General features: G+C 71.0%; 16 protein-coding genes and 1 pseudogene. 10 read left to right on the top strand and 7 right to left on the bottom strand.

Annotated elements, in window-relative coordinates:
- The first annotated feature begins 73 nt into the window (after positions 1-73).
- From D7Y21_RS07100 to D7Y21_RS07085, 4 genes are all read left to right on the top strand, one after another.
- On the top strand, positions 74-1,375 hold the full coding sequence (locus D7Y21_RS07100) for a prolipoprotein diacylglyceryl transferase (protein WP_121712077.1): 1,302 nt from the start codon (positions 74-76) through the stop codon (positions 1,373-1,375).
- Between the two features lie 40 nt (positions 1,376-1,415).
- Positions 1,416-2,519 carry an MXAN_5187 C-terminal domain-containing protein gene (locus D7Y21_RS07095; RefSeq protein ID WP_121712076.1) on the top strand — a complete coding sequence of 368 codons (1,104 nt, stop codon included), beginning with the start codon at positions 1,416-1,418 and terminating at the stop codon, positions 2,517-2,519.
- Positions 2,520-2,532: 13 nt separating this feature from the next.
- Positions 2,533-3,048 carry an HAD family hydrolase gene (locus D7Y21_RS07090; protein WP_120560812.1) on the top strand — a complete coding sequence of 172 codons (516 nt, stop codon included), beginning with the start codon at positions 2,533-2,535 and terminating at the stop codon, positions 3,046-3,048.
- A gap of 195 nt (positions 3,049-3,243) precedes the next feature.
- Positions 3,244-3,618 (top strand): hypothetical protein, encoded by a 375-nt coding sequence (locus D7Y21_RS07085; protein WP_233591290.1) that lies wholly within the window; start codon positions 3,244-3,246, stop codon positions 3,616-3,618.
- A gap of 4 nt (positions 3,619-3,622) precedes the next feature.
- On the opposite strand, the gene D7Y21_RS07080 is transcribed toward D7Y21_RS07085, so the two are convergent.
- Entirely contained in the window at positions 3,623-4,456 is an 834-nt protein-coding gene (locus D7Y21_RS07080) for an SDR family NAD(P)-dependent oxidoreductase (RefSeq protein ID WP_121712073.1), read from the bottom strand.
- A 199-nt stretch (positions 4,457-4,655) separates the two neighbouring features.
- On the opposite strand from D7Y21_RS07080, the gene D7Y21_RS07075 reads away from it, so the two are divergent.
- From D7Y21_RS07075 to D7Y21_RS43605, 4 genes and pseudogenes are all read left to right on the top strand, one after another.
- Positions 4,656-4,886: a hypothetical protein gene (locus D7Y21_RS07075; RefSeq protein ID WP_171423096.1), complete on the top strand. Its 231-nt coding sequence runs from the start codon at positions 4,656-4,658 to the stop codon at positions 4,884-4,886.
- Positions 4,883-5,803 carry a tetratricopeptide repeat protein gene (locus D7Y21_RS07070; RefSeq protein ID WP_120560815.1) on the top strand — a complete coding sequence of 307 codons (921 nt, stop codon included), beginning with the start codon at positions 4,883-4,885 and terminating at the stop codon, positions 5,801-5,803. The genes D7Y21_RS07075 and D7Y21_RS07070 overlap by 4 nt, the downstream gene beginning before the upstream one ends.
- Before the next feature lie 109 nt (positions 5,804-5,912).
- On the top strand, positions 5,913-6,662 hold the full coding sequence (locus D7Y21_RS07065) for an SDR family NAD(P)-dependent oxidoreductase (protein WP_121712071.1): 750 nt from the start codon (positions 5,913-5,915) through the stop codon (positions 6,660-6,662).
- Between the two features lie 123 nt (positions 6,663-6,785).
- Positions 6,786-7,531 (top strand): annotated as a pseudogene (locus D7Y21_RS43605) (IS5 family transposase).
- Positions 7,532-7,544: 13 nt separating this feature from the next.
- Here the strand turns inward: D7Y21_RS43605 and D7Y21_RS07050 are convergent.
- The 5 genes from D7Y21_RS07050 to D7Y21_RS07030 form a co-directional block, all read right to left on the bottom strand.
- Complete coding sequence (locus D7Y21_RS07050) at positions 7,545-8,468, bottom strand: hypothetical protein (protein WP_121712066.1); 924 nt, start codon at positions 8,466-8,468, stop codon at positions 7,545-7,547.
- A gap of 21 nt (positions 8,469-8,489) precedes the next feature.
- On the bottom strand, positions 8,490-9,818 hold the full coding sequence (gene mgtE, locus D7Y21_RS07045) for a magnesium transporter (RefSeq protein ID WP_120560818.1): 1,329 nt from the start codon (positions 9,816-9,818) through the stop codon (positions 8,490-8,492).
- Positions 9,819-10,011: 193 nt separating this feature from the next.
- A complete protein-coding gene (gene gloA, locus D7Y21_RS07040) occupies positions 10,012-10,398 on the bottom strand; it encodes a lactoylglutathione lyase (RefSeq protein WP_120560819.1) in 387 nt (128 codons plus the stop codon).
- A 38-nt stretch (positions 10,399-10,436) separates the two neighbouring features.
- Positions 10,437-11,132: an HNH endonuclease gene (locus D7Y21_RS07035; protein ID WP_121712063.1), complete on the bottom strand. Its 696-nt coding sequence runs from the start codon at positions 11,130-11,132 to the stop codon at positions 10,437-10,439.
- Positions 11,129-12,436 carry an AAA family ATPase gene (locus tag D7Y21_RS07030; RefSeq protein WP_121712061.1) on the bottom strand — a complete coding sequence of 436 codons (1,308 nt, stop codon included), beginning with the start codon at positions 12,434-12,436 and terminating at the stop codon, positions 11,129-11,131. The genes D7Y21_RS07035 and D7Y21_RS07030 overlap by 4 nt, the downstream gene beginning before the upstream one ends.
- Positions 12,437-12,629: 193 nt before the next feature.
- Between D7Y21_RS07030 and hemL the strand changes: the two genes are divergently transcribed.
- Positions 12,630-13,925 carry a glutamate-1-semialdehyde 2,1-aminomutase gene (hemL, locus tag D7Y21_RS07025; protein ID WP_120561678.1) on the top strand — a complete coding sequence of 432 codons (1,296 nt, stop codon included), beginning with the start codon at positions 12,630-12,632 and terminating at the stop codon, positions 13,923-13,925.
- Positions 13,909-16,476: a serine/threonine-protein kinase gene (locus D7Y21_RS42165; RefSeq protein WP_199735374.1), complete on the top strand. Its 2,568-nt coding sequence runs from the start codon at positions 13,909-13,911 to the stop codon at positions 16,474-16,476. Before hemL ends, D7Y21_RS42165 begins: the two co-directional genes overlap by 17 nt.
- 17 nt (positions 16,477-16,493) lie before the next feature.
- Here the strand turns inward: D7Y21_RS42165 and D7Y21_RS07015 are convergent, their stop codons facing one another.
- The gene (locus tag D7Y21_RS07015) at positions 16,494-19,163 is read right to left on the bottom strand and encodes a GAF domain-containing protein (protein ID WP_121712059.1); all 2,670 of its coding nucleotides are present in this window, start codon (positions 19,161-19,163) and stop codon (positions 16,494-16,496) included.
- Positions 19,164-19,202: the final 39 nt, after the last annotated feature.

Here is a 19,202-nt window from a genome sequence, read left to right as displayed (position 1 = left end):
GCCGGGAATGTCCTTCCCGCCCGTCCCGGTTGTCCCCGCCGTTCGTCCGGGCCTCCCGGGCCAGAGGTCCCCCATGCTCCCCGTCCTGCTGCGCCTGTCCTTCACCACGCTGTGGATGCAGCTCCTGCTGTACGCCGCCGCGGTGGGGGTGGTGGCCTCCGTCGCCGTCAATGGCTGGAAGGGCACGCTGGGGCCGCTGGACGCGAAGACGGGCAAGGAGGGCCCCGCGCCGCTCCAGGACAAGCTCCTGCGCGCGGTGGGGTTCGCGGTGGTGGGCGGCTTCCTCGCGTACTTCGGCCTGATGTACGCGCTGCCCGCGGACGCGTTCCCCGGCGGCAAGGGCGAGGGCATCCCGCTGCACACCTACGGCGTGCTCCTGGCCGCGGGCTTCGTCACCGCGGTGTCGGTGGCGGGCCGGCTGGCTCAGGACGAGTGGCGCCGGGTGAGCTTCGTGGACGGCCGGGGCTGGGTGGACACGGAGGGGCCGCAGAAGCGCGAGCAGGTGCTGGACCTGGCGTTCTGGGTGCTGGTGGGCGGGCTCGTGGGCAGCCGCGTGCTGTTCGTGCTGGTGAACTGGCAGGACTACGCGCGCGACTGGACGCAGGCCTTCTCCCTGGGCGGCGGGCTGGTGTTCTACGGCGGCCTGATTGGCGCGGGGCTGGCGGCGTTCCTCTTCGCCCGCAGGTACGACCTGGACTTCCTTCGGCTGGCGGACGTGTGCATCCCCACCGTGTCGTTGGGGCAGTGCCTGGGGCGCCTGGGCTGCTTCTCCGCCGGGTGCTGCTGGGGCGACATGGCCGGGAGCCACTCGCACACGGGCGTCACCTTCCCGGGCTCCGGACTGGCCCAGGACCTGTTCGGCGAGCTGGGGCGCGCGTCCAGCCTGGCGTATGGCTCACAGGCCGGGGATGACCGCTTCGTGGTGGAGGCCACCGGGCAGGTGCTCCACCAGGCCGCGCCGGGCGCGGTGCGCATCTCCGACTGGGTGGCCCAGCACGGCACCACGCTGCCGGTGTACCCCACGCAGCTCTTCGAGTCGGTGGGGCAGTTGGTGCTCTTCGTGGCGCTCCTGTACGCGCGCCGCATCCGCCGCTTCCATGGGCACATCTTCGCCCTGTGGCTGATGGCCTACGCCTGCCTGCGCACCACGGTGGAGCTGTTCCGGGGCGACGTGGAGCGCGGCACCCTGCACGGCCTGCTGGAGTCGCTGGGCGCCCAGGGGCTGGCCGGGGCGGTGCCCCTGGAGGCCTGGTACAACGTGTCCACCAGCCAGTTCATCTCCCTGTGCATGTTCACCTTCGGTGCACTGCTGATGGCGCGCCACCGACCGGCGGGTGAGGCCGCTGGCCTGGGGCCTACACCGTCGGCGGCCTGAGGTTGCGAGCCGCGCCCGGGTTGGGGACACTCCCGGGAACATGCCGCCGCCCGACAACGCACGGCCCGCCGCCAAAGGTGGGGGCCGACCCGCGCAACAGGACGCCAGTTCCTCCAGCGAAGCCGCCCTTCAGCAATGTGAGGAGCTGGAGGCGGCCATCGCGGAGCTGCGCCACAACTACGAGCAGTACTTCATGGGCATGGAGCGTCAGGCGCCCATCCGCGCGCATGAAGATTTGAAGAAGCGGATGCTGAAGCTCAAGGGGGCCTTCATCCGCAGCACGTCGGTGAAGTTCCGCGTGCAGAGCCTCCACAACAAGTTCCTCACCTACGAGCGGCTGTGGGTGCGCACCATCCAGGAGATTGAAGCCGGCACCTACCGCCGCGACCTGGCCAAGGCCCGCCGCCGCGCCGGGACGAAGCAGGCCAACGCCACCGGCGACCGCCAGAAGGGCGTGGTGGAGATCCCCGAAGAAGTCGACGACATGGACTTCGAGGAGATTGAAGAGCTCACCGGCCGCCGCCCCATCAACGAGCCGAAGCTCGCCTCGGAGTACCAGGCGGAGCAGCAGGGCCCGGTCGGCACGCCCTTCCGGGGCAGTCCGGCGGTGGCCCCTGTCGCGGCGCAGCCGGCCGGCGCGCCCCGGGGCACGCCCGCGGGGTTGGTGCCGCCGAAGCAGTCGGTTCCGGCGGTCTCGCCCGTGAGCGGACTGCCGTCCATCGCGCCCGTGGGGACCCCGGCGGCGGGGACGTCGAAGCTGCCTTCCGTGACGGCGGCGGTGGCTCCGGGCGGGACTCCGGCGGCGGGACGTCCGGCGGTGCCTCCGGGCATGGCCACGAAGGCTCCGGCGGCGGCTCCGCAGCAGCCCGCGCGTCCGGCTGCGACTCCTGCTGCCGCGCCCCGTCCCGCGGCGGCCGGCCCTGGTGGCGGCATGTCCGACGACAAGCTGCGCGCGGTGTACGACGCGTATGTCACCGCGAAGCGCCGCTGCCAGGAGGACACGTCCAAGCTGTCCTACGAGTCGGTGGCGGCCACGCTGCGCAAGCAGGTGCCGGAGTTGCTCAAGCAGCACAACGCGAAGGCCGTGGAGTTCAAGGTCGTCATCAAGGACGGCAAGGCCTCGCTCAAGGCCGTGCCCAAGTAGCGAAAGGCACGGCATGAACCAGGACCTGGAGTCGCTCAAGGCTCGGGTGGCGCGCCTGTCGGTGATGATCTTCGACATCGACGGCACGCTCACCGACGGCCGCATCTTCTGGGTGCCCAACTCCGGGTGGACGCAGATGTACAGCGTGCGTGACGGCATGGGCATCAAGCGCCTGCAGGAGGTGGGCATCGAGGTGGCCGCCATCTCCGGCGGCGACAGCCTCTCCGCGCAGATGCGCATGCAGTCGCTGGGCTTGCGCCACGTGCACTTCGGCAGCCAGGACAAGGTGGCGCACTTCGAGAAGCTGCTCGCCATCCTCAACGTGTCCGCCGAGCACTGCGGCTACATGGGTGACGAAGTGGTGGACCTGCCGCTGCTCAAGGCGGTGGGCTTCTCCGCCACCGTGCCGGAAGCGCCGGACGAGGTGCGCGCCCAGGTGCACTACGTGGCCCAGCGCGCCGCGGGCTTCGGCGCCGCGCGCGAGGTGTGTGAGTTCATCCTGAAGCACCGGGCGCGCGTCGCGCCCTGATGGCGAATTCACGGCCCTTCTGCCCCACCGTCAAAACAGTGGGACGGGAAAGATGCCCAAACGTTCGCTCCTGGAAACGCCTACCTCCCTGGCTGGCGTTCGGGTTGTCGCTCCCAGGGCCCGTTCCTACCTTGCGCTGCCTGAAGGCCGGTGGACGGCCCGAGACACCTGGGAGGCGACGTGGGGATGCGGCGGATGTGGCTCGGACTGGCGGTGGCCGTGGGGCTCGCCGTGTCCACCGGATGCGGGCAGTCCCCCGAGGATTCCGAAGCGCGGCTCGCGGCCCTGGAGGCCGAGGGCAAGCAGATGGACCAGGCCCTGGACGCGGTCGAGGACCGGCTCCTGGGCAGTCAGGGCCGGCTCGCCATGTGGAACGAGCTGGGGCGGCGTCACCAGGAGGTGAGCGCCATCCAGTGCAAGGTGGCCGACGCCCACATGGCCGCCATCCTCAAGCACGAGGACAAGCAGAACCAGAAGGCGCGCATGGTCAAGCAGCGCAACTCGATGGCGTCCGTGGACACCACCGTGCTCACGTCCGGCAAGGCGCCCACGCAGCAGCGCAGCAACTGATGTTCTAGCCGGGGATGCGCGCGGTGCGCTCGCGCATGCGCTTCTCCACCGCGATGACGCCCCGGAGGAACAGCCCGGGCGCCAGCCGCCGCAGCCGCCAGAACCAGCGCGCATCCGCCATGGGCAGCACGTGCGGCGCGCCCTGGTCCACCGCCTTGAGCAGCCGCTCGGCGACCCACTCCGGTCCAACCTTCGACTGGTCCACCAGCTTCACGCTCATGCGGCGCGTCTCCGGGTCGGAGTAGGGCGCGGCCGCGGCGGCGATGTTCGTGCGGAAGAACGTGGGGCACGCCACCGTGACGCCCAGCCCCAGGGGCTGCAACTCCGCGTAGAGCGTCTCCGACAGCGCGACGACCGCGGCCTTGGACGTGTTGTAGGCCGCCAGGTTCGGCGCGTATACGAGCCCCGCCGCGGACGCGATGTTGAGCACGTGCCCGGAGCCCTGCTTGCGCAGGCGGGGCACGAACGCGTGGCAGCCGTGGATGACGCCCCACAGGTTCACGTGCAGCACGCGCTTCCACTCGGACAGGGGCAGCGTGCCCACCGCGCCTCCGGTGGCGACGCCCGCGTTGTTCACCACCAGGTCCACGCCGCCGAACGCTTCGTCCGTGGCGCGCGCCAGCGCCTCCACCGCGTCCGGGTCCGTCACGTCGCACGGGTGCACGCGCGCCTCGCCGCCCAGCTCCGTGACGCGGCGAGCGGTCTCCTCCGCGCTGGCCGCGTTCATGTCCGACACCATGACCCGTGCCTGCCGGGCCGCCAGCGCTTCACACAACGCGCGGCCAAGGCCACTGCCGGCGCCCGTCACCACCGCGCGAGGACGAGAGGGAAGACTCATGGTTCAGGACTCCTGGGACACGAGGGGGGAAAGACGTGACGCGACAGGGCTAGCACGGAGGGCGAAATGCTGGCCATGCGCGGGTGCTCGCTTTCCCGGGGAACTCCTGCTTCCGGGCGGGCAGGCGGGCGCACGGTTCGTGACCCCAGGTCGGAAGTTGGCTAGAACCCAAGCCGTGCAACGCGCCTTGGTGGCAGCAATGGCAGTCGCGGCGGCGGCGCTCCTGGGATGCAACGACCTGGAGAACTGCGGCTCGACTCCGGTGGACATCACCCGGACCGACGGGGGGCTCTACCGTTGTGTGACGTCCGAGGACTGCCCCAGGACGTCGCGCGTCTCCGTGTGCGTGACGGACGTCTCCTCGGAGCGCGAGTGCGTGCGCTGTGACGAGACGCGCTGCGTGCGCCTCATCCCGGAGTCCTGCCAATGAGGCGCGGGCTGTCTCGGTGGGCGTGTGTCCTGGCGGTGGGCGCGCTGGCCGTTACCGGTTGCCGTGACAAGCCGGTGGACCACATGCAGCGCGCGCGCGACGCCATCTTCGAGAAGCGTCCGGACGAAGCGCTGGTGGAGTACCGCAAGGCCTACGAGATGCTGCTGCGCGACGAGACCCCGGAGGCGCTGGTGATGCGCGCCCGGGCGCTCAAGGGCGCGGCCGACGTGTACTGGCTGGAGCAGCGCAAGGTGAAGGAGGCGGTGAGCGTCTACCGCCAGCTCATCCAGCAGTGCCCGGAGGCGCCGGAGTCGCTGGAGGCGCGCATCATCCTGGCGGAGCTGCTGCGGGTGCACTACCGCGACCTGCGCGGCTCCATTGATCAGCTCACCGCCGCGCTGCACCGCAACCCGCCGCAGAGCGCGGAGCTGCAGTACCAGGTGGCCAAGACGTACTTCGAGCTCCAGGACTATCCGCAGTGCGAGCTGGAGGCGAAGAAGCTGCCGGACCGCTTCGCCACCAGCCCCTACGTGGACGACGCGCTCTTCCTCCAGGCGCAGGCCCTGGCCATGGTGGACGGCAAGCGCCAGGAAGCGCTGAAGACGTACGCGGACCTGCGCACGCGCTTCCCGGACTCGGAGCTGGCGCCGCACGCCCTCTTCGAGATGGGAAAACTGCGCGCGGACGCGGGCGACAACGAGAAGGCCATCGAGACCTGGGTGGAGTGCTTGAAGACGCACCCCGACCCGTCGCTGGTGCAGGACGCCATCACCCGGGCACGCCGCCGCCTGGCCAACCTCACGGTGGAGGGCATTGGCAAGAAGGAGGTGGCGTTCGACCGCAGCAAGCAGGCGCGCACCTCCGTGGAAGCCATGGGCGGCAGCGCCGAAGAGGCCGCCCGCGACCGCGGCGACTGACGCGCTCCCCGGGCGCATTCGCGTGCGCCCATTCCTCCCGCGTGCCATGTAACGGCCGGGCCGTGCCCTGATGGGGCGCAACGGCCCTTCTCGCGTGGGAGGCATTCACATGATCGTGCTGGTGACAGGGGCCACGGCGGGCATCGGGCAGGCCATCGCGCGCCGCTTCGTGAAGGAGGGCGCGCGTGTCATCGCCGCCGGGCGGCGCAGCGACCGGCTGGACGCGCTCAAGGCGGAATTGGGCGAGCGGCTGTTGCCGGTGACGCTGGACGTGACGGACAAGGCGGCGGTGAAGGCGGCGTTCGCTTCACTGCCGGCGGACTTCGCGCAGGTGGACGTGCTGGTGAACAACGCGGGGCTCGCGCTGGGGATGGAGCCCGCGCAGGCGGCGCGGCTGGAGGACTGGGACGTGGTGGTGGACACCAACGTGAAGGGCCTCCTGTACTGCACGCGTGAAGCTCTCGCTGGCATGGTGGCGCGCGACCGGGGGCACGTCATCAACATCGGCTCCATCGCGGGCGAGTTCCCTTATCCGGGTGGCAACGTGTACGGCGCGACGAAGGCGTTCGTGCATCAGTTCACGCTCAACCTGCGCGCGGACCTGCACGGCACCGCGGTGCGCGTCACGGACATCCAGCCGGGGCTCCTGGGCGGCACGGAGTTCTCCAACGTGCGCTTCCGTGGCGACGACGCGAAGGCCGCCTCGCTCTACGAGAAGACCCAGCCGCTCACGCCCGAGGACGTCGCGGACACGGCGTACTGGGTGGCCACGCGCCCCGCGCACGTGAACATCAACGTCATCTCCATGATGCCGGTGGCGCAGGCCTTCGGGCCGCTGCTGGTGAAGCGCGGCGGCTAGCTAGGGGCTGTCCCTGATCTCCGGTCCGAAAATCAACCTGGTGGATCAAACACCGGCGTTGGACCCGGCCTTGAGGGGCACCAGGAGGTTGCCAGCCAGCGTCAGGCATGATCAACGCTGGCTGTGCGCCGACATGAACTGAGCGATGCCGAGTGGAGCCGCATCAAGCCCTTGCTGGGCTCGCGGAGCGGCCCACCCTCGAAGCGAGGGGACCGCGACTTCATCAACGCCGTCATCTGGCGCGTGAAGACTGGGGTGCAATGGCGGGACCTTCCGGAGCGATTCGGCCACTGGAAGACCGTCTACAACCGCTTCCACCGCTGGGCGCAAGTCGGGCGCTGGGAAGCCATCTTCAAGGCCCTGCGACTTCCGGTGGATGAGCTCGGCTCGCTGGCAGACGCCTCCGTCGTCCGGGCGCATCAGGACGCCTCGGGCGGAAAAGGGGGGTCCGAAGAAATGCTCTGGGGCGTTCTCGAGGAGGTTTTTCAACGAAGGTTCACGCCGTCACAACGGCGGGCGGTAAGCCGCTCCACCTCGAAATAACGCCCGGCCAGCAACATGAGTCCACGATGGCCGAGGAGTTGTTGGTGCACGCCGAGGGCAAGGCCTTCATCGCGGACACCGGTTACGACGCAGAGCGCATTCGCGCCAACGCCCTGAAGGTGGGAATGACGCCTGTCATTCATCCCCATCCCAGCAGGAAGCAACCGCCTGCGCTGGACCGCACCCTCTATCGGTTGCGCTACCGGGTGGAGTGCTTCTTCCACGACCTCAAGCGCTTTCGGGCTGCGGCCACCCGCTACGACAAGACGGCGAAGAGCTACCTCGCCGGCCTGCACGTTGCTTCCATGCTTCTTTGGCTGCGGTAATCAGGGACAGCCCCTAGCCCGGCACGGGCAACGCGGCTTCCAGGAGCGGCGCGGGCACTGACGGGTCGTCCGCGTCCGCCACCAGCAGCACGTGGACGCGGCCACCCTCCACGCGCGCGTCCACACCCTCCAGCTTCACGGGCACGTCCACCGCGTCCAGGTACACGGGCGTGCCGTCCGGCGCGAGCACGCCCACCGCCGAACCCATGACAGGCCCATCCGCCACGCGGTCTCGCGAGGCCTCCGCCGTGGCGGTGAACACCACGCGCCCGTCTGGCAGCGGCGACGCGTCCGTGAAGGACAGCCGGACACCATTGGCTTCGCCCAGCTCCCACCGGCGCACGGTGCGCACGGCCTCTGGCCCCATCACGCCCACGTCCAGGCTGGCCAGCACGCGGTCCAGGTCCAGGTCCACCAGCGCGTCCACACCGCCCTCGCCGTTGCCCCGGTTGAGCAGCCGCAGCCGCTTGCCCGCCACCGCCGCGCCCTCCACGTTGAGCGCCACCAATTCGCGCTCCAACTGCACGTAGAGCGACGTGCAGTCCACCGTGCGCGGTTCGCCCGCGAGCGTCCCGTCCGCGTTCAGGGGCAGCACCGACGCCCGGCGCCGCGCGGGCGTGGACCCCGACGGCAGGGCCAACAGCGCCCCGTGCGCGAAGGACGCGGACGGACCCAGCCGGCACAGCGCCTCCAGGTCCGGCTTCGCCGCCTTGCGCTCCGCGTGACCTTCCGGAAGCTCTCCGGGAAAGAGGCGCACGGTGTGGCCCGGCGCGTCTCCGGTGGCGGGGAACACCGCGAGGTGGAGCGCGTCGTCCGCGACGACGTAGAGCCAGTCCCCCGCGCGCACCAGGCCGCTGGCGGAGGAGACGTGCGTGGGACGGCCGGGGGCTTCAGGCGCCGCGAGGGTGAGCGTGCGCCGACGGTGGGTGGGAATCATGGGACCCGGGAGCGTCGCTGACTACAGCAGGGTGCCGCTCAGGAAGAGGCTCGCGGCCGTGAAGTAGATGACGAGCCCGGACACGTCCACCAGCGTGGCCACGAAGGGCGCGGACGCGCTCGCGGGGTCGAAGCCCACGCGCCGGAGGATGAACGGCAGCATGGAACCGGACAGCGTGCCGAACATCACCACGCCCACCAGCGACACGCCCACCGTCATGCCGATGAGGAACGCGTGCTCGCCGTAGCTGTGGAACAGGCCCTGCCACACCATCACGCGGGTGAAGCCCACCACGCCCAGCACCGCGCCCAGCGCCAGGCCCGTGCTCAGCTCCCGCCGGGCCACGCGCCACCAGTCCTTCAGCCGCATCTCCGACAGCGCCAGCGACCGGATGATGAGCGTGGTGGCCTGGCTGCCGGAGTTGCCGCCGGAGCTGATGATGAGCGGGATGAAGAGGCTCAGCACGACGGCGCGGGCAATCTCGTGCTCGAAGTAGCCCATGGCCGTGGCGGTGAGCATCTCCCCCAGGAAGAGCACCATCAGCCAGCCGGCGCGCTTCTTGAGCATCGCCAGGAAGCCCACGTCGAAGTAGGGCGCGTCCAGGGCCTCCATACCGCCGACCTTCTGGATGTCCTCCGTGGCCTCTTCCTGGACCACGTCCACGATGTCGTCCACCGTGACGATGCCCTTCATGCGCCGCTGCTCGTCCACCACGGGCATGGCCATGAAGCTGTGCTCGGAGAAGGTGCGGCTCACCGCCTCCTGGTCCGTGTTCTCCGCCACGGTGATGACGTCGCGAATCATCACGTCCGCCACGCGCTTGTCCGGCGCGGCCTGGAAGAGCTGGCGCAGGGACAGCACGCCCTGCAGCCGCTGCTCGGCGTCCAGCACGTAGGCGTAGTAGACGGTCTCCACCTTCTCGCGCGCCTGCTTGCGCAGGTACCCGATGGCCTCGTCGATGCTCATGTCCGGGCGCACGCGGGCGAAGCGCGGGTTCATCAGACCGCCCGCGTCGTCCTCCGAGTACGCCAGGAGGACGTTCACCTCGCGGCGGCTGGCGTCGTCCAGCTGGGACAGGATGGCGTCCACCTGCTCCGGCTCCACGGCCTGGACCAGGTCGGCCAGGTCGTCCGGGGGGAGCAGGCGGACCCAGGTGCGGCGCTCGGCCGGGGGGAGGCTGAGGATGAGCTCGCCCTGTTCGCGCGCGCTGAGGCCCAGGAAGAAGTCGTCCGCCACCGCCGCGGGCAGCAGGCGGAAGCCCTCCAGGCGCTCGTCCACGGAGAGCACGGCCCACGCCTCGTGAAGCTCGTCGGGGGACAGCGCGTTCTGGCTCTGGGGACTCTCCACCATGACGACGGCCTCGAAAGAAGAGGGGGAGGGTGCGCGCCTCGCTGCATCGCGCGCGGGCCTCTCTACACCCCCGCCGGGGGCGCGGCGAGCGGAAGGCGCGAAACATCGAGCGGAAAGTCCCGTCCGCCTGCCTGCCCATGCCACCCGTGTCCGCCGGTTCACGGGAGGGCACCCCGGGGCACCCCGGGGTGGGTCAGGTCTTCTGTTGGATGAGCTCCACCTTGTAGCCGTCCGGGTCCTCCACGAAGGCGATGACGGTGGTGCCGTGTTTCATGGGGCCGGGCTCACGGACGACCTTGCCGCCGGCCTGCCGGATGGCGTTGGCGGTGGCGTGGATGTCGCTGACGCCCAGGGCGATGTGGCCGTAGGCGGAGCCCAGCTCGTACTTCGCCGTGTCCCAGTTGTGGGTGAGCTCCAGGGCGGGGTGGGTGTCCTCCGGGCCGTAGCCGACGAAGGCGAGGGTGAACTTGCCGTCCGGGTAGTCCTGGCGGCGCAGGAGCGTCATGCCGAGCACGCGGGTGTAGAAGTCGAGCGACTTCTCCAGGTCGCCGACCCGGAGCATGGTGTGGAGGATGCGCATGCGGTGGCTATAACCGCGCCCGCGTGTAGGTGCGCAGGCTAAAGCGCGCCGCCCGCGCGGGGGACGGGCCGGGTGGCCGTGTCGAAGCAGGCCCTGGCGGTGCCGGTGAACGCGGTGATGAGCCGCTGTCTCATGTCCGCGTCCGCCGCGAAGACAGTCATCCAGATGGACCAATGGCCCAGCGCCGTGGCCTGCCGGATGACCAGCCGTCGCATGTGAGGCGTGTCCGAGGCGGCGAGGCAGTCCCGGGCTTCTTCCGCTCGAGCCCATGCCTCCCTGCGATGCTGCCAGCGGCGGTCGCTGGCCCTGGGGTGGTGGGGCGGCAGCTTGTCGAGCCCCGTGAGCTGGAGCGTCCGCTCCGCGCGGCGCCGCTCCTGGGGACTCAGGTCTGGCGCCGCGGTCACGACCCCGTCCGCGGCGTGGACGAAGGCCCGGGACGTGTTGTCGCGGTCCGGCCAGTAGTAGCTCCCCAGGCGGATGCGTTTGGCGCTCTTGGTGCTGTTGCAGTTCACGCAGGCGAGCAGGAAGTTGTGCCAGTCCCGCGCGAGCCCGGGGTGATGCTCCTGCGGAAGCATGTGCTCCACGGCGAGGCTGGCGTTCATCCGGCCCTCGCAGAACGCGCAGTATTCACCCATCCGCTCGATGAGCGCGCCCCGCGCCTCCGGGTACTCGGAGAAGGTCCGGCGCACGCCGTCGTTGTCGACGGGCCAGTCCCCCCGCTCCACGGGTCTCACGAACCGTCTCCGGGGAGCCCGGCCTTGCCTCGCTGCATCTCCAGGAAGGCGTGGTAGGCGACGTCGTCGCTGAAGGGCGCGGAGAGCTCGTCGAGCTCCTGCTTGAGGCGCTGGAGCTCCTTGCCTTTGGCGCCCTTCGCTTGCTCCAGCGCCGCGTAGTACTTCCGCGCCGCCTCCATCATCACCTGATGGCGATGGCTGCGCTGGGGAAGGTCGACGCCCATCACCTCCTGCGCGATGTCCTCGATGCTCCGGCTGGGGAGCGTCTCGCGGGATTGATCATCCAGGTTGATGAGCTCGTTCTCGCGCAGCGACTGGACGATGAAGGGCGAGTGGGTCGTGGCCACGAACTGCAGCTGGGGGAAGACCTTGCGCAGGTCGTCCACCACCTCGCGTTGCCAGTTGGGGTGCAGGTGCAGGTCCAGCTCGTCGATGAGGACAATGCCCGGCGTCTGGGAGGGCGCCTGCTCACGCAGGTGCGGATTGAGGGTGGCGGACCGGTAGGCGATGTTGCCCACCATGGCCAGCATGCTCCGGGCGCCGTCGCTCAGCATGTCGAAGGGCAGCTGGGCGCCGTCCTTCTTGCTCGCGACCAGCATGCCCAGCCGCAGGTCATAGCGGACGTCCGTCCAGTCCCGCATGCACTCGCGAAGCGCGTGCTTCACCGCGCCCAACGTGCCGAGCGCCCGCCCCTCCTGGAGCTGGATCAGCTCCATGGTCTTGAACCAGGAGACGAAGTCCTTGTGATTGGAGGAGGGGTCAAGGCACCCGTGATAGCCCCTGAACCGGGAGCGGGGCTTGAGGACCCTGGCTCCATCCGACGTCGTGGACTGGCGGGCCCGGCGTTGCAGCCAGAGGCGTCCAGTGCCGTAGTAGGCGATGAGCGGCAGGACGACGTCCTTGCCCTTGCGGACCTGTGAGCGCCAGGACAGCGTCCGCTTGGACAGGTCGGATGTCTGTCCATGGGTGGTGTGCTTGTTGGGGCCTTCGAGGGTGCGCGCCCACTCCAGGCTCTTTCCCTCGATGAGGCCCCGGCAGCGCACCTCCACGGGGTAGAGGGCCTCCAGCGTGGGGACCTCGCCCGCGGTGTGCATCACGCGCCGCACGTCATCGCGATGGATGCCGGGAGGGGTGGCGCCCTCCAGTCCCAGGAAGATGGCGCCCGCCGCGATGGAGAGCGCGTCGAGGATGGCTGTCTTGCCCGTGCCGTTGTCGCCGATGAGCACGTTGAACGAGGGCGAGAACTCGAAGGCTCGCGACGCGAATCCACGGAAGTTCTTGACCTCGATGCGCTCGATTCTCATCGGTGCTTTCGTCGGGACCTGTGGGACAGCTCGCCCGCCAGTATCTTCCAGGTCCCTGGCGACGCACGTGAATTCCCTACGTTGTGAGCGCGCCCCGGTCAGCCAGGCAGGCGTCCGCTCGGGGGTGAAAAGGCGACATCGGAGGGCCACTCGGGGCAGGGACGCGCGTCCGGCGCGTGCTATGCCCACCGGCATGAAACACGCTCAAAGCCAGGCCCTCTTCGCCCGTGCGCAGGCGCGCATCCCGGGTGGCGTGAACTCTCCGGTGCGTGCCTTCCGTGGCGTGGGAGGCGACCCCGTCTTCTTCAAGGAGGGCTCCGGCGCGTGGCTCACCGACGTGGACGGCAACCGCTACGTGGACCTGGTGGGCAGCTGGGGCCCGCTCATCCTGGGCCACGCGTACCCGCCCATCGTGGAGGCCATCCTGGAGGCCGCCCGGCGCGGCACCACGTTCGGCGCGCCCGTCGCCGCGGAGGTGGAGTTCGCGGAGCTGCTCTGCGCCACGGTGCCTTCGGTGGAGAAGGTGCGCCTCGTTTCCAGCGGCACGGAGGCCACGGTGGCCGCCGTCCGCGTGGCGCGCGGCTTCACCGGCCGCGACTACATCCTCAAGTTCGAGGGCTGCTTCCACGGCGCGGGTGACCCGTTCCTCGTGAAGGCGGGCAGCGGCGTGGAGACGCTGGGCCTGCCGGACTCGCCGGGCGTGCCGTCCGCGCTGGCGTCGCTCACGCTCACCGCGCCCTTCAACGACCTGGAGGCCGTGGAGCGCATCTTCAATGAGAAGGGCAAGGACATCGCCTGCGCCATCATCGAGCCCGTGGTGGGCAACATGGGCGTGCTGGTGCCGCGCCCCGGCTACCTCGAAGGGTTGCAGAAGCTCTGCCAGAAGCACGGCGTGCTCTTCATCTTGGATGAGGTGATGACGGGCTTCCGGCTCGCTCGCGGCGGCGCGCAGGAGCTGTACGGGCTCAAGCCGGACCTGACCACCATGGCGAAGGTGGTGGGCGGCGGCATGCCGCTGGGCGCGTACGGCGGCCGGCGCGACATCATGGCGAAGGTGGCCCCGGAGGGGCCCGTGTACCAGTCCGGCACGCTGTCCGGGAACCCGGTGGCGGTGGCGGCGGGCCTGGCGTGCGTGAAGGCGCTGGCGGCGCCGGGGACGTACTCGCGGCTGGAGCAGCTGGGCCTGCTGTTGGAGGAGGGCTTCCGCGCGGAGGCGAAGGCGGCGGGCGTGCCGGTGACGGTGAACCGCGTGGGCAGCATGCTCACGGTGTTCTTCACGGCGGAGCCGGTGTTCGACTACGCGTCCGCGAAGAAGGCGGACACGGCGAAGTTCGGGCGCTTCTTCCACGCGATGCTCCAGGAAGGTGTGTACCTGCCGCCCAGCCAGTTCGAGGCGGCGTTCGTGTCGCTGGCCATCGGCGAGCCGGAGGTGGCGCACGTGCTCGCCGCGGCCCGCAAGGCGTTCCGCGCGCTTGGCGACGCCCGTTGAACCAGAGGCCCTGACCGGGCCCGTGCGCTTCGGTCCCTACACCCTCGTGCGCCGCATTGGCGCCGGGGGGATGGGGGAGGTCTTCCTCGCGCGCGAGGAGGGCGTGGGGCGCGCGGTGGTGGTGAAGAAGGTGCTGCCTGGGCTGGTGGACAGCCGGCAGTTCGTGGGCCGCTTCCGCGACGAGGCCCGCGTGGTGGTGCGGCTGGCGCACCCGAACATCGCGCGTGTGTACGCGATGGGCGAGGTGGACGGGCAGCTGTTCCTCGCCATGGAGTACGTGCTGGGCAAGACGCTCAGCCGGCTCGCGTACCGCCTCAGGCAGCGTCAGCGGATGATGCCCCTGGGGCCGCTGCTCCAGATGGGCATCCGGCTGTGCGAGGGCCTGGCGTACGCGCACGACGCGACGGATGAAGAGGGGCACCCGCTGCACCTGGTGCACCGCGACCTGTCCCCCGCGAACGTGTGCGTGAGCTACGCGGGCGAGGTGAAGATCATCGACTTCGGCGCGGCGCAGTCCACGCTGAAGGAGCAGCAGACGGCGCCGCGCGTGGTGATTGGCAACCTCACGTACATGGCGCCGGAGCAGGCCCGCAAGCGCACGGTGGACCGGCGCGCGGACCTGTACGCGGTGGGCGTGGTGCTGTGGGAGCTGTTCTCGTGGAAGCCGCTGTCGCAGCGGGGCGACCCGTTGGAGCGCTGGCGGCGCGCGGCCTATCCGCAGTGGGAACCGGCGGGGCGCTACCGGCCGGACCTGCCGCGCGCGGTGGACGCGTTCCTGGCGCGCGCGCTGGCGTCCGAGCCGAACGACCGCTTCCCCACGGCGACGGCCATGGCGGAGGCGCTGGGCGCGCTGAAGGAGAAGCTGGCGCCCACCGTGACGGATCAGGACCTGGTGCGGCTGATGTCCGCGGCCTTCCCGCGCGAGAAGGTCATCGAACAGCAGGTGCTGGACGACCTGCTGCGCGAGCAGCCCGAGCGCGCGAACACGCGTCAGGAGTTCCCGTCCGTGCTCGCGCCCCCCGGGGCCGTGGACGCGGCGGAGGCGCTCCGCGCGCAGGAGGACATCGCGACGGAGGCGCTGGACGCGGCGAAGTTGCGGCGGGCGGAGGGCGCGGGCCCGGAGAGCGGAGCGCGGGACGCCGCGAAGCCGCAGCCGCCGGAGTACGCCACCGTGGGGCAGCAGACCGAGGCCCTGGACGCGGCGAAGGTGGAGCAGGCGCTGCGCGCGGCGGCGGAGGCGAAAAGGCTCCAGGAGGAGTCTGGCGACGCGCCGGAATTGCCGCGCAAGGCGCCTCCGGCGCGGCTGCACAACCTGGAAATCACCATGGATGCCTGGCTGCCAGGCATTGGCGCCGCGGAGCCCACCACGCCGGGGCTTCCTCCCCAGACCCCGGAGGCGGCGCCCGGAGCGGCTCGCGCGCAGTGGACTCCCGGGCCGGGTGAGGACGAAGCCACCCCCCAGGAGGTTCCCGGCCCCCTGGACTCCCGTGGGGGCCCGGGCTCCGAGGACACCACCGACCCGGGGGAGCGCACCCCCGCGCCCACGGATTCCCCTTCGGGCAGGCAGGCTCCGGCGGAAGAACCGTCTCGGCCGGATTGGAATCCGGGCCCGGACGCGAAAGACTCCGTTACACACCTTCGAGCGTCTCACAGTGAGGGGCCCCCCCCGGCCCCGGAGGACTCACCGATGCAGAACCGCCCCTCGCGCCCGGGCTGGACTCCCGGCGCAGGCAGTGAGGACTCCACCACCAACGAGCGGCCCGCGCGCAAGAGCGCCACGGGCCTGCCCGCCACCGGCAAGGGCGGCTGGACCCCGGGCTCCGGCGAGGACGACGCCACCGAGGGCGCCGGTTCCTCGCCCATGGCCGCGCGCCCGGGCACGGACGACGACGCGGAAGAAGAGAGCACCGACGTCGAAAAGCCCGGCCGTCCCAATGCGAACGCGGCGCCGCGCGCTCCTGCATCCCAGCCCCGTCCCCAGACCACCGTCGGCGCCGCCCCGAAACCGCGTCCCGCCGAAGCGTTCCCGGACGCCACCCGCCCCATGTCCCAGGACGAGCTGCCGGTGCCCTGGGCGCCGCAGGGCGCGGGCGAAGCCACCGAGGCCCTGGAGGCCGCGAAGATCTTCGGCGCCCTGTCCCAGACGACGGGCAACATGCCGGCCTACCTGGACGAGAAGGCCACCCCCTACGTCGCGCCGAAGGAGGCCCCGCGCCGCCAGGCCCCCGTCGTGAATGAGCGGCCCCACGACACGCGCCCCATGCAGGTGCGGACCAAGACGCGCGAAACGCTCGTGGGCTACGACATGGACATCTCCGAGGCGCTCCGGCAAGCGGAGTTGAAGCGCCGCGAAGCCGAGCTCGCCGCCCAGAAGCGCGACAACAAGAAGAAGCGGCCCGCGAAGTCCGCGGGTGGCAGCCCGCTCCAGGGCCTGTGGCCCATCCCGCCCCAGTACCGCTTCTGGGCCATGCTCGCGGTGGTGGCCCTGGCGTGCGGCCTGGGCTTCGGCGTGATGTGGCTCTTCCTGAACGGCGGCGAAGGTGGCGCCTGAGCGCGCGCCTTTTTCCGTCAGACGCCCGTCAGGGGCAGGTTCGGCGCCACCGGCGGCTCCAGCGGCAGGAAGAGGCGGAAGATGGTGCCCTTGCCCGTCTCCGGCGCGTCCAGCGACACCTGACCCACGTGTGAATCGATGATGCGCTTCACCACGGCGAGCCCCAGCCCGGTGCCCTGGGCCTTGGTGGTGAAGAAGGGCTCGAAGACGCGCACGCGCAGCTCCGCCGGGATGCCCGGTCCCGTGTCGCTGATCTCCACCTGCACGCCGGCCCGGTCCATCCACGCCTTGCGCGCCATCACGCGCAGCGTGCCGCCCTGGGGCAGCATGGCCTGCACGGCGTTGAGCGCCACGTTGAGGAAGCACTGGCGGATGAGGCGCTCGTCCACCGTCACCGACGGCACGTCCTCTTCCATCACCCACTCCACCCGCACCGGCGGCGGCGAGGTGCCGCCCACGTCGGAGAGCGCGCTGCCCACCGCCTCCTCCAACAGCTGCGTCACCGACACCGGATACAGGTGCGGCGACGGAGGCCGCGCGAACGTGAGCAGGTCCGCGACGATGCGGTTGAGCCGGTCCGCCTCCTCGCCCACGATGTCCACCAGCGGGATGGCCGGATTCTCCGGCCCGATGATGCGGCGGATGGTGGCCACTGAATTGAAGATGGCGCCCAGGGGATTGCGCACCTCGTGGGCCACCACCGCGGACAGCTCGCCCAGCGCGACCAGCCGCTCGCGGTTCACCAGCTGCTCCTGCGCGCGCGCCAGCTCCGCGTAGCTCTGCTTCAAGTCCTCCACCAGCCGCGCGCCCTCCAGCGCCAGCGACAGCTGGTTGGCGATGGCGTCCGCGCGCTCCAGCTCCGCGGGCGTGAAGCGGCGGGGCCGGCGCGTCTCCACCATCACCGCCACGCCCACCATCTGGTCGTGCACGGCGAGCGGCAGCACCATGTACGACTGGGCCTCCGCGGCGCGGCGCAGCTCGTCGTCCACCCGCACCTCCAGCCGCGCGTCCTCCACGCGGAGCGGCTGGCGCGTGCGGAACACCTGGCCCGCGAGCGAATTCGCCGACAGGTCCAGCGACACGTGGCGCCCCACCAGCTCCGGGTGGCTGCCCGTCGCCGCGCGGATGGCGAGCCGGTTCCCCTGGGCATCCGGCAGGAGCACGTACGCGTCCGGCACGTCCACGATGCGCGCCAGGCTGGTGACACCCGTGGCCAGCAGCCGGTCCAGCTCCAGCGTGGCCGCCAGCGCCTTGCCCACCTCGTGCATCAGCGCCAGGTCCTCCGCCCGGCCGCGCACCTCGTCCAGCAGCCGGTGGGATTCAATGGCCGCCGCGAAGTGCGTGCCCATGGCCTGGAGCGTCTCCACCTCCAGCGCGGTGAGCCGGCGGCGCGCATGGAACAGCACGCTCAACGTGCCCACGCCGCGCGAGCGCACCCGCAGCGGCACCGACACCAGCGTCTGGAACGCCAGCGCCCGGAGCGCGTCGCGAGTGGGCGCGGGACACGCCTCCGCGTCCAGCACCTGCACCGCGTCCGGCATCCCGCCCGGACGCGGAAGCGACCCCAGCCGCGCGCGGCGCACGCGCGCCACCGCGTCCTCGGACAGGCCTCGCGCGTACACGAGCTCCAGGGACTCGCCCGACTCGTGCCGCGTGTCCGCGGGCAACAGCAGGCACACCGCGTCGCAGCCCAGCAGGCCTGAGATTTCTTCCGTGCCGGAGCCGAAGAAGGCGCGCGGGTGCGGCGCGGACGCGGCCTGTGACGCCAGCCGTCCCAGCGCGGTGAGCGCCGTCGCGCGCACGCTCAGCCGCTGGATGGTGCGCGCCGCGTCCAGCGCGGACGACACCTGCTGGCCGAACAGCCGCACCGCCGCCACGTCCTCCTCACTCAGCCAGTCCGCGGCCAGCACCAGCATGGCCGTGGGCGCGTTCTCCACGTCGATGCGCACGCCCACCGCCCGGTGCGTCTCCACGCGCCGGAACACCGCCAGCACCGCGTCCATGCGCGCTTCGGACACGAACCGGGACGCCTCCACGCCCAGGTCCTCCATCCACGCATCGCCGTCGCGCCAGGTGCGCACCAGCGCGGGTGTCCAGCCGCCAGGGGCCTCCACCCGCACGCGGCCTCCCAGCGATGGCGCGTGCGGCACCAGCCGGGGGGACAGTCCCGCCACGGACAGCTCCACGCCCACACCCCGGGGCGTCAGCCACGCGAAGCCCAGCTCCAGCGCCTCCAGCCCCCGGAACACCTCCTCGCGCACCGCGTCCTCGGAGTGCAGCGCGCGCACCTCGCTTCCCAGCTCCGCCAGCCGCCGCAGCACCATGCGGCGCCGGACGCGGGAGGTCACGTCGCGCACCTGCACCACCCAATCCGTGGCATGCGGGTGCACCGTCAGCTCCACGCGCAGCCCGCCGGTGCCCACGTGCAGCCACGCTTCATAGGTGCCCGCCACGGGTGACGACCCCAGCCGCCGAGCAATCCGGTCCGCCGGATCCTCCTGCGGCCCCGGCTCCCACAGGAGCGCCGTCACCGGCCTGCCGAGCAGCTGCTCGCGCTCCACGCCCAGCAGGCGCGACAGGGCCGTGTTCGCGTGGATGAGCAGGCCGTCTCGAAGCACGAACACGCCCAGGGGCATGTCGTCGAAGAGGCGGTACACCGCCTCCGGTTCCTCGGAAACCGTCCCCACCCGACGGTTCGTGCGCTCTGTGCTCCTCACCCCCCCACC

This window comes from Corallococcus sp. AB045 (assembly GCF_003668895.1).
Taxonomy (GTDB): Bacteria; Myxococcota; Myxococcia; order Myxococcales; family Myxococcaceae; genus Corallococcus; species Corallococcus coralloides.
Note: the sequence above shows the minus strand (reverse complement) of the source record. Positions and strands in the feature narration are given on the sequence as shown.

Excerpts from the sequence above, each read along its gene's own strand:
- D7Y21_RS07100 (WP_121712077.1), top strand. The coding sequence starts at position 74 with ATGCTCCCCGTCCTGCTGCGCCTGTCCTTCACCACGCTGTGGATGCAG.
- D7Y21_RS07095 (WP_121712076.1), top strand. The coding sequence starts at position 1,416 with ATGCCGCCGCCCGACAACGCACGGCCCGCCGCCAAAGGTGGGGGCCGA.
- D7Y21_RS07090 (WP_120560812.1), top strand. The coding sequence starts at position 2,533 with ATGAACCAGGACCTGGAGTCGCTCAAGGCTCGGGTGGCGCGCCTGTCG.
- D7Y21_RS07085 (WP_233591290.1), top strand. The coding sequence starts at position 3,244 with ATGTGGCTCGGACTGGCGGTGGCCGTGGGGCTCGCCGTGTCCACCGGA.
- D7Y21_RS07080 (WP_121712073.1), bottom strand. The coding sequence starts at position 4,456 with ATGAGTCTTCCCTCTCGTCCTCGCGCGGTGGTGACGGGCGCCGGCAGT.
- D7Y21_RS07075 (WP_171423096.1), top strand. The coding sequence starts at position 4,656 with ATGGCAGTCGCGGCGGCGGCGCTCCTGGGATGCAACGACCTGGAGAAC.
- D7Y21_RS07070 (WP_120560815.1), top strand. The coding sequence starts at position 4,883 with ATGAGGCGCGGGCTGTCTCGGTGGGCGTGTGTCCTGGCGGTGGGCGCG.
- D7Y21_RS07065 (WP_121712071.1), top strand. The coding sequence starts at position 5,913 with ATGATCGTGCTGGTGACAGGGGCCACGGCGGGCATCGGGCAGGCCATC.
- D7Y21_RS07050 (WP_121712066.1), bottom strand. The coding sequence starts at position 8,468 with ATGATTCCCACCCACCGTCGGCGCACGCTCACCCTCGCGGCGCCTGAA.
- mgtE (WP_120560818.1), bottom strand. The coding sequence starts at position 9,818 with ATGGTGGAGAGTCCCCAGAGCCAGAACGCGCTGTCCCCCGACGAGCTT.
- gloA (WP_120560819.1), bottom strand. The coding sequence starts at position 10,398 with ATGCGCATCCTCCACACCATGCTCCGGGTCGGCGACCTGGAGAAGTCG.
- D7Y21_RS07030 (WP_121712061.1), bottom strand. The coding sequence starts at position 12,436 with ATGAGAATCGAGCGCATCGAGGTCAAGAACTTCCGTGGATTCGCGTCG.
- hemL (WP_120561678.1), top strand. The coding sequence starts at position 12,630 with ATGAAACACGCTCAAAGCCAGGCCCTCTTCGCCCGTGCGCAGGCGCGC.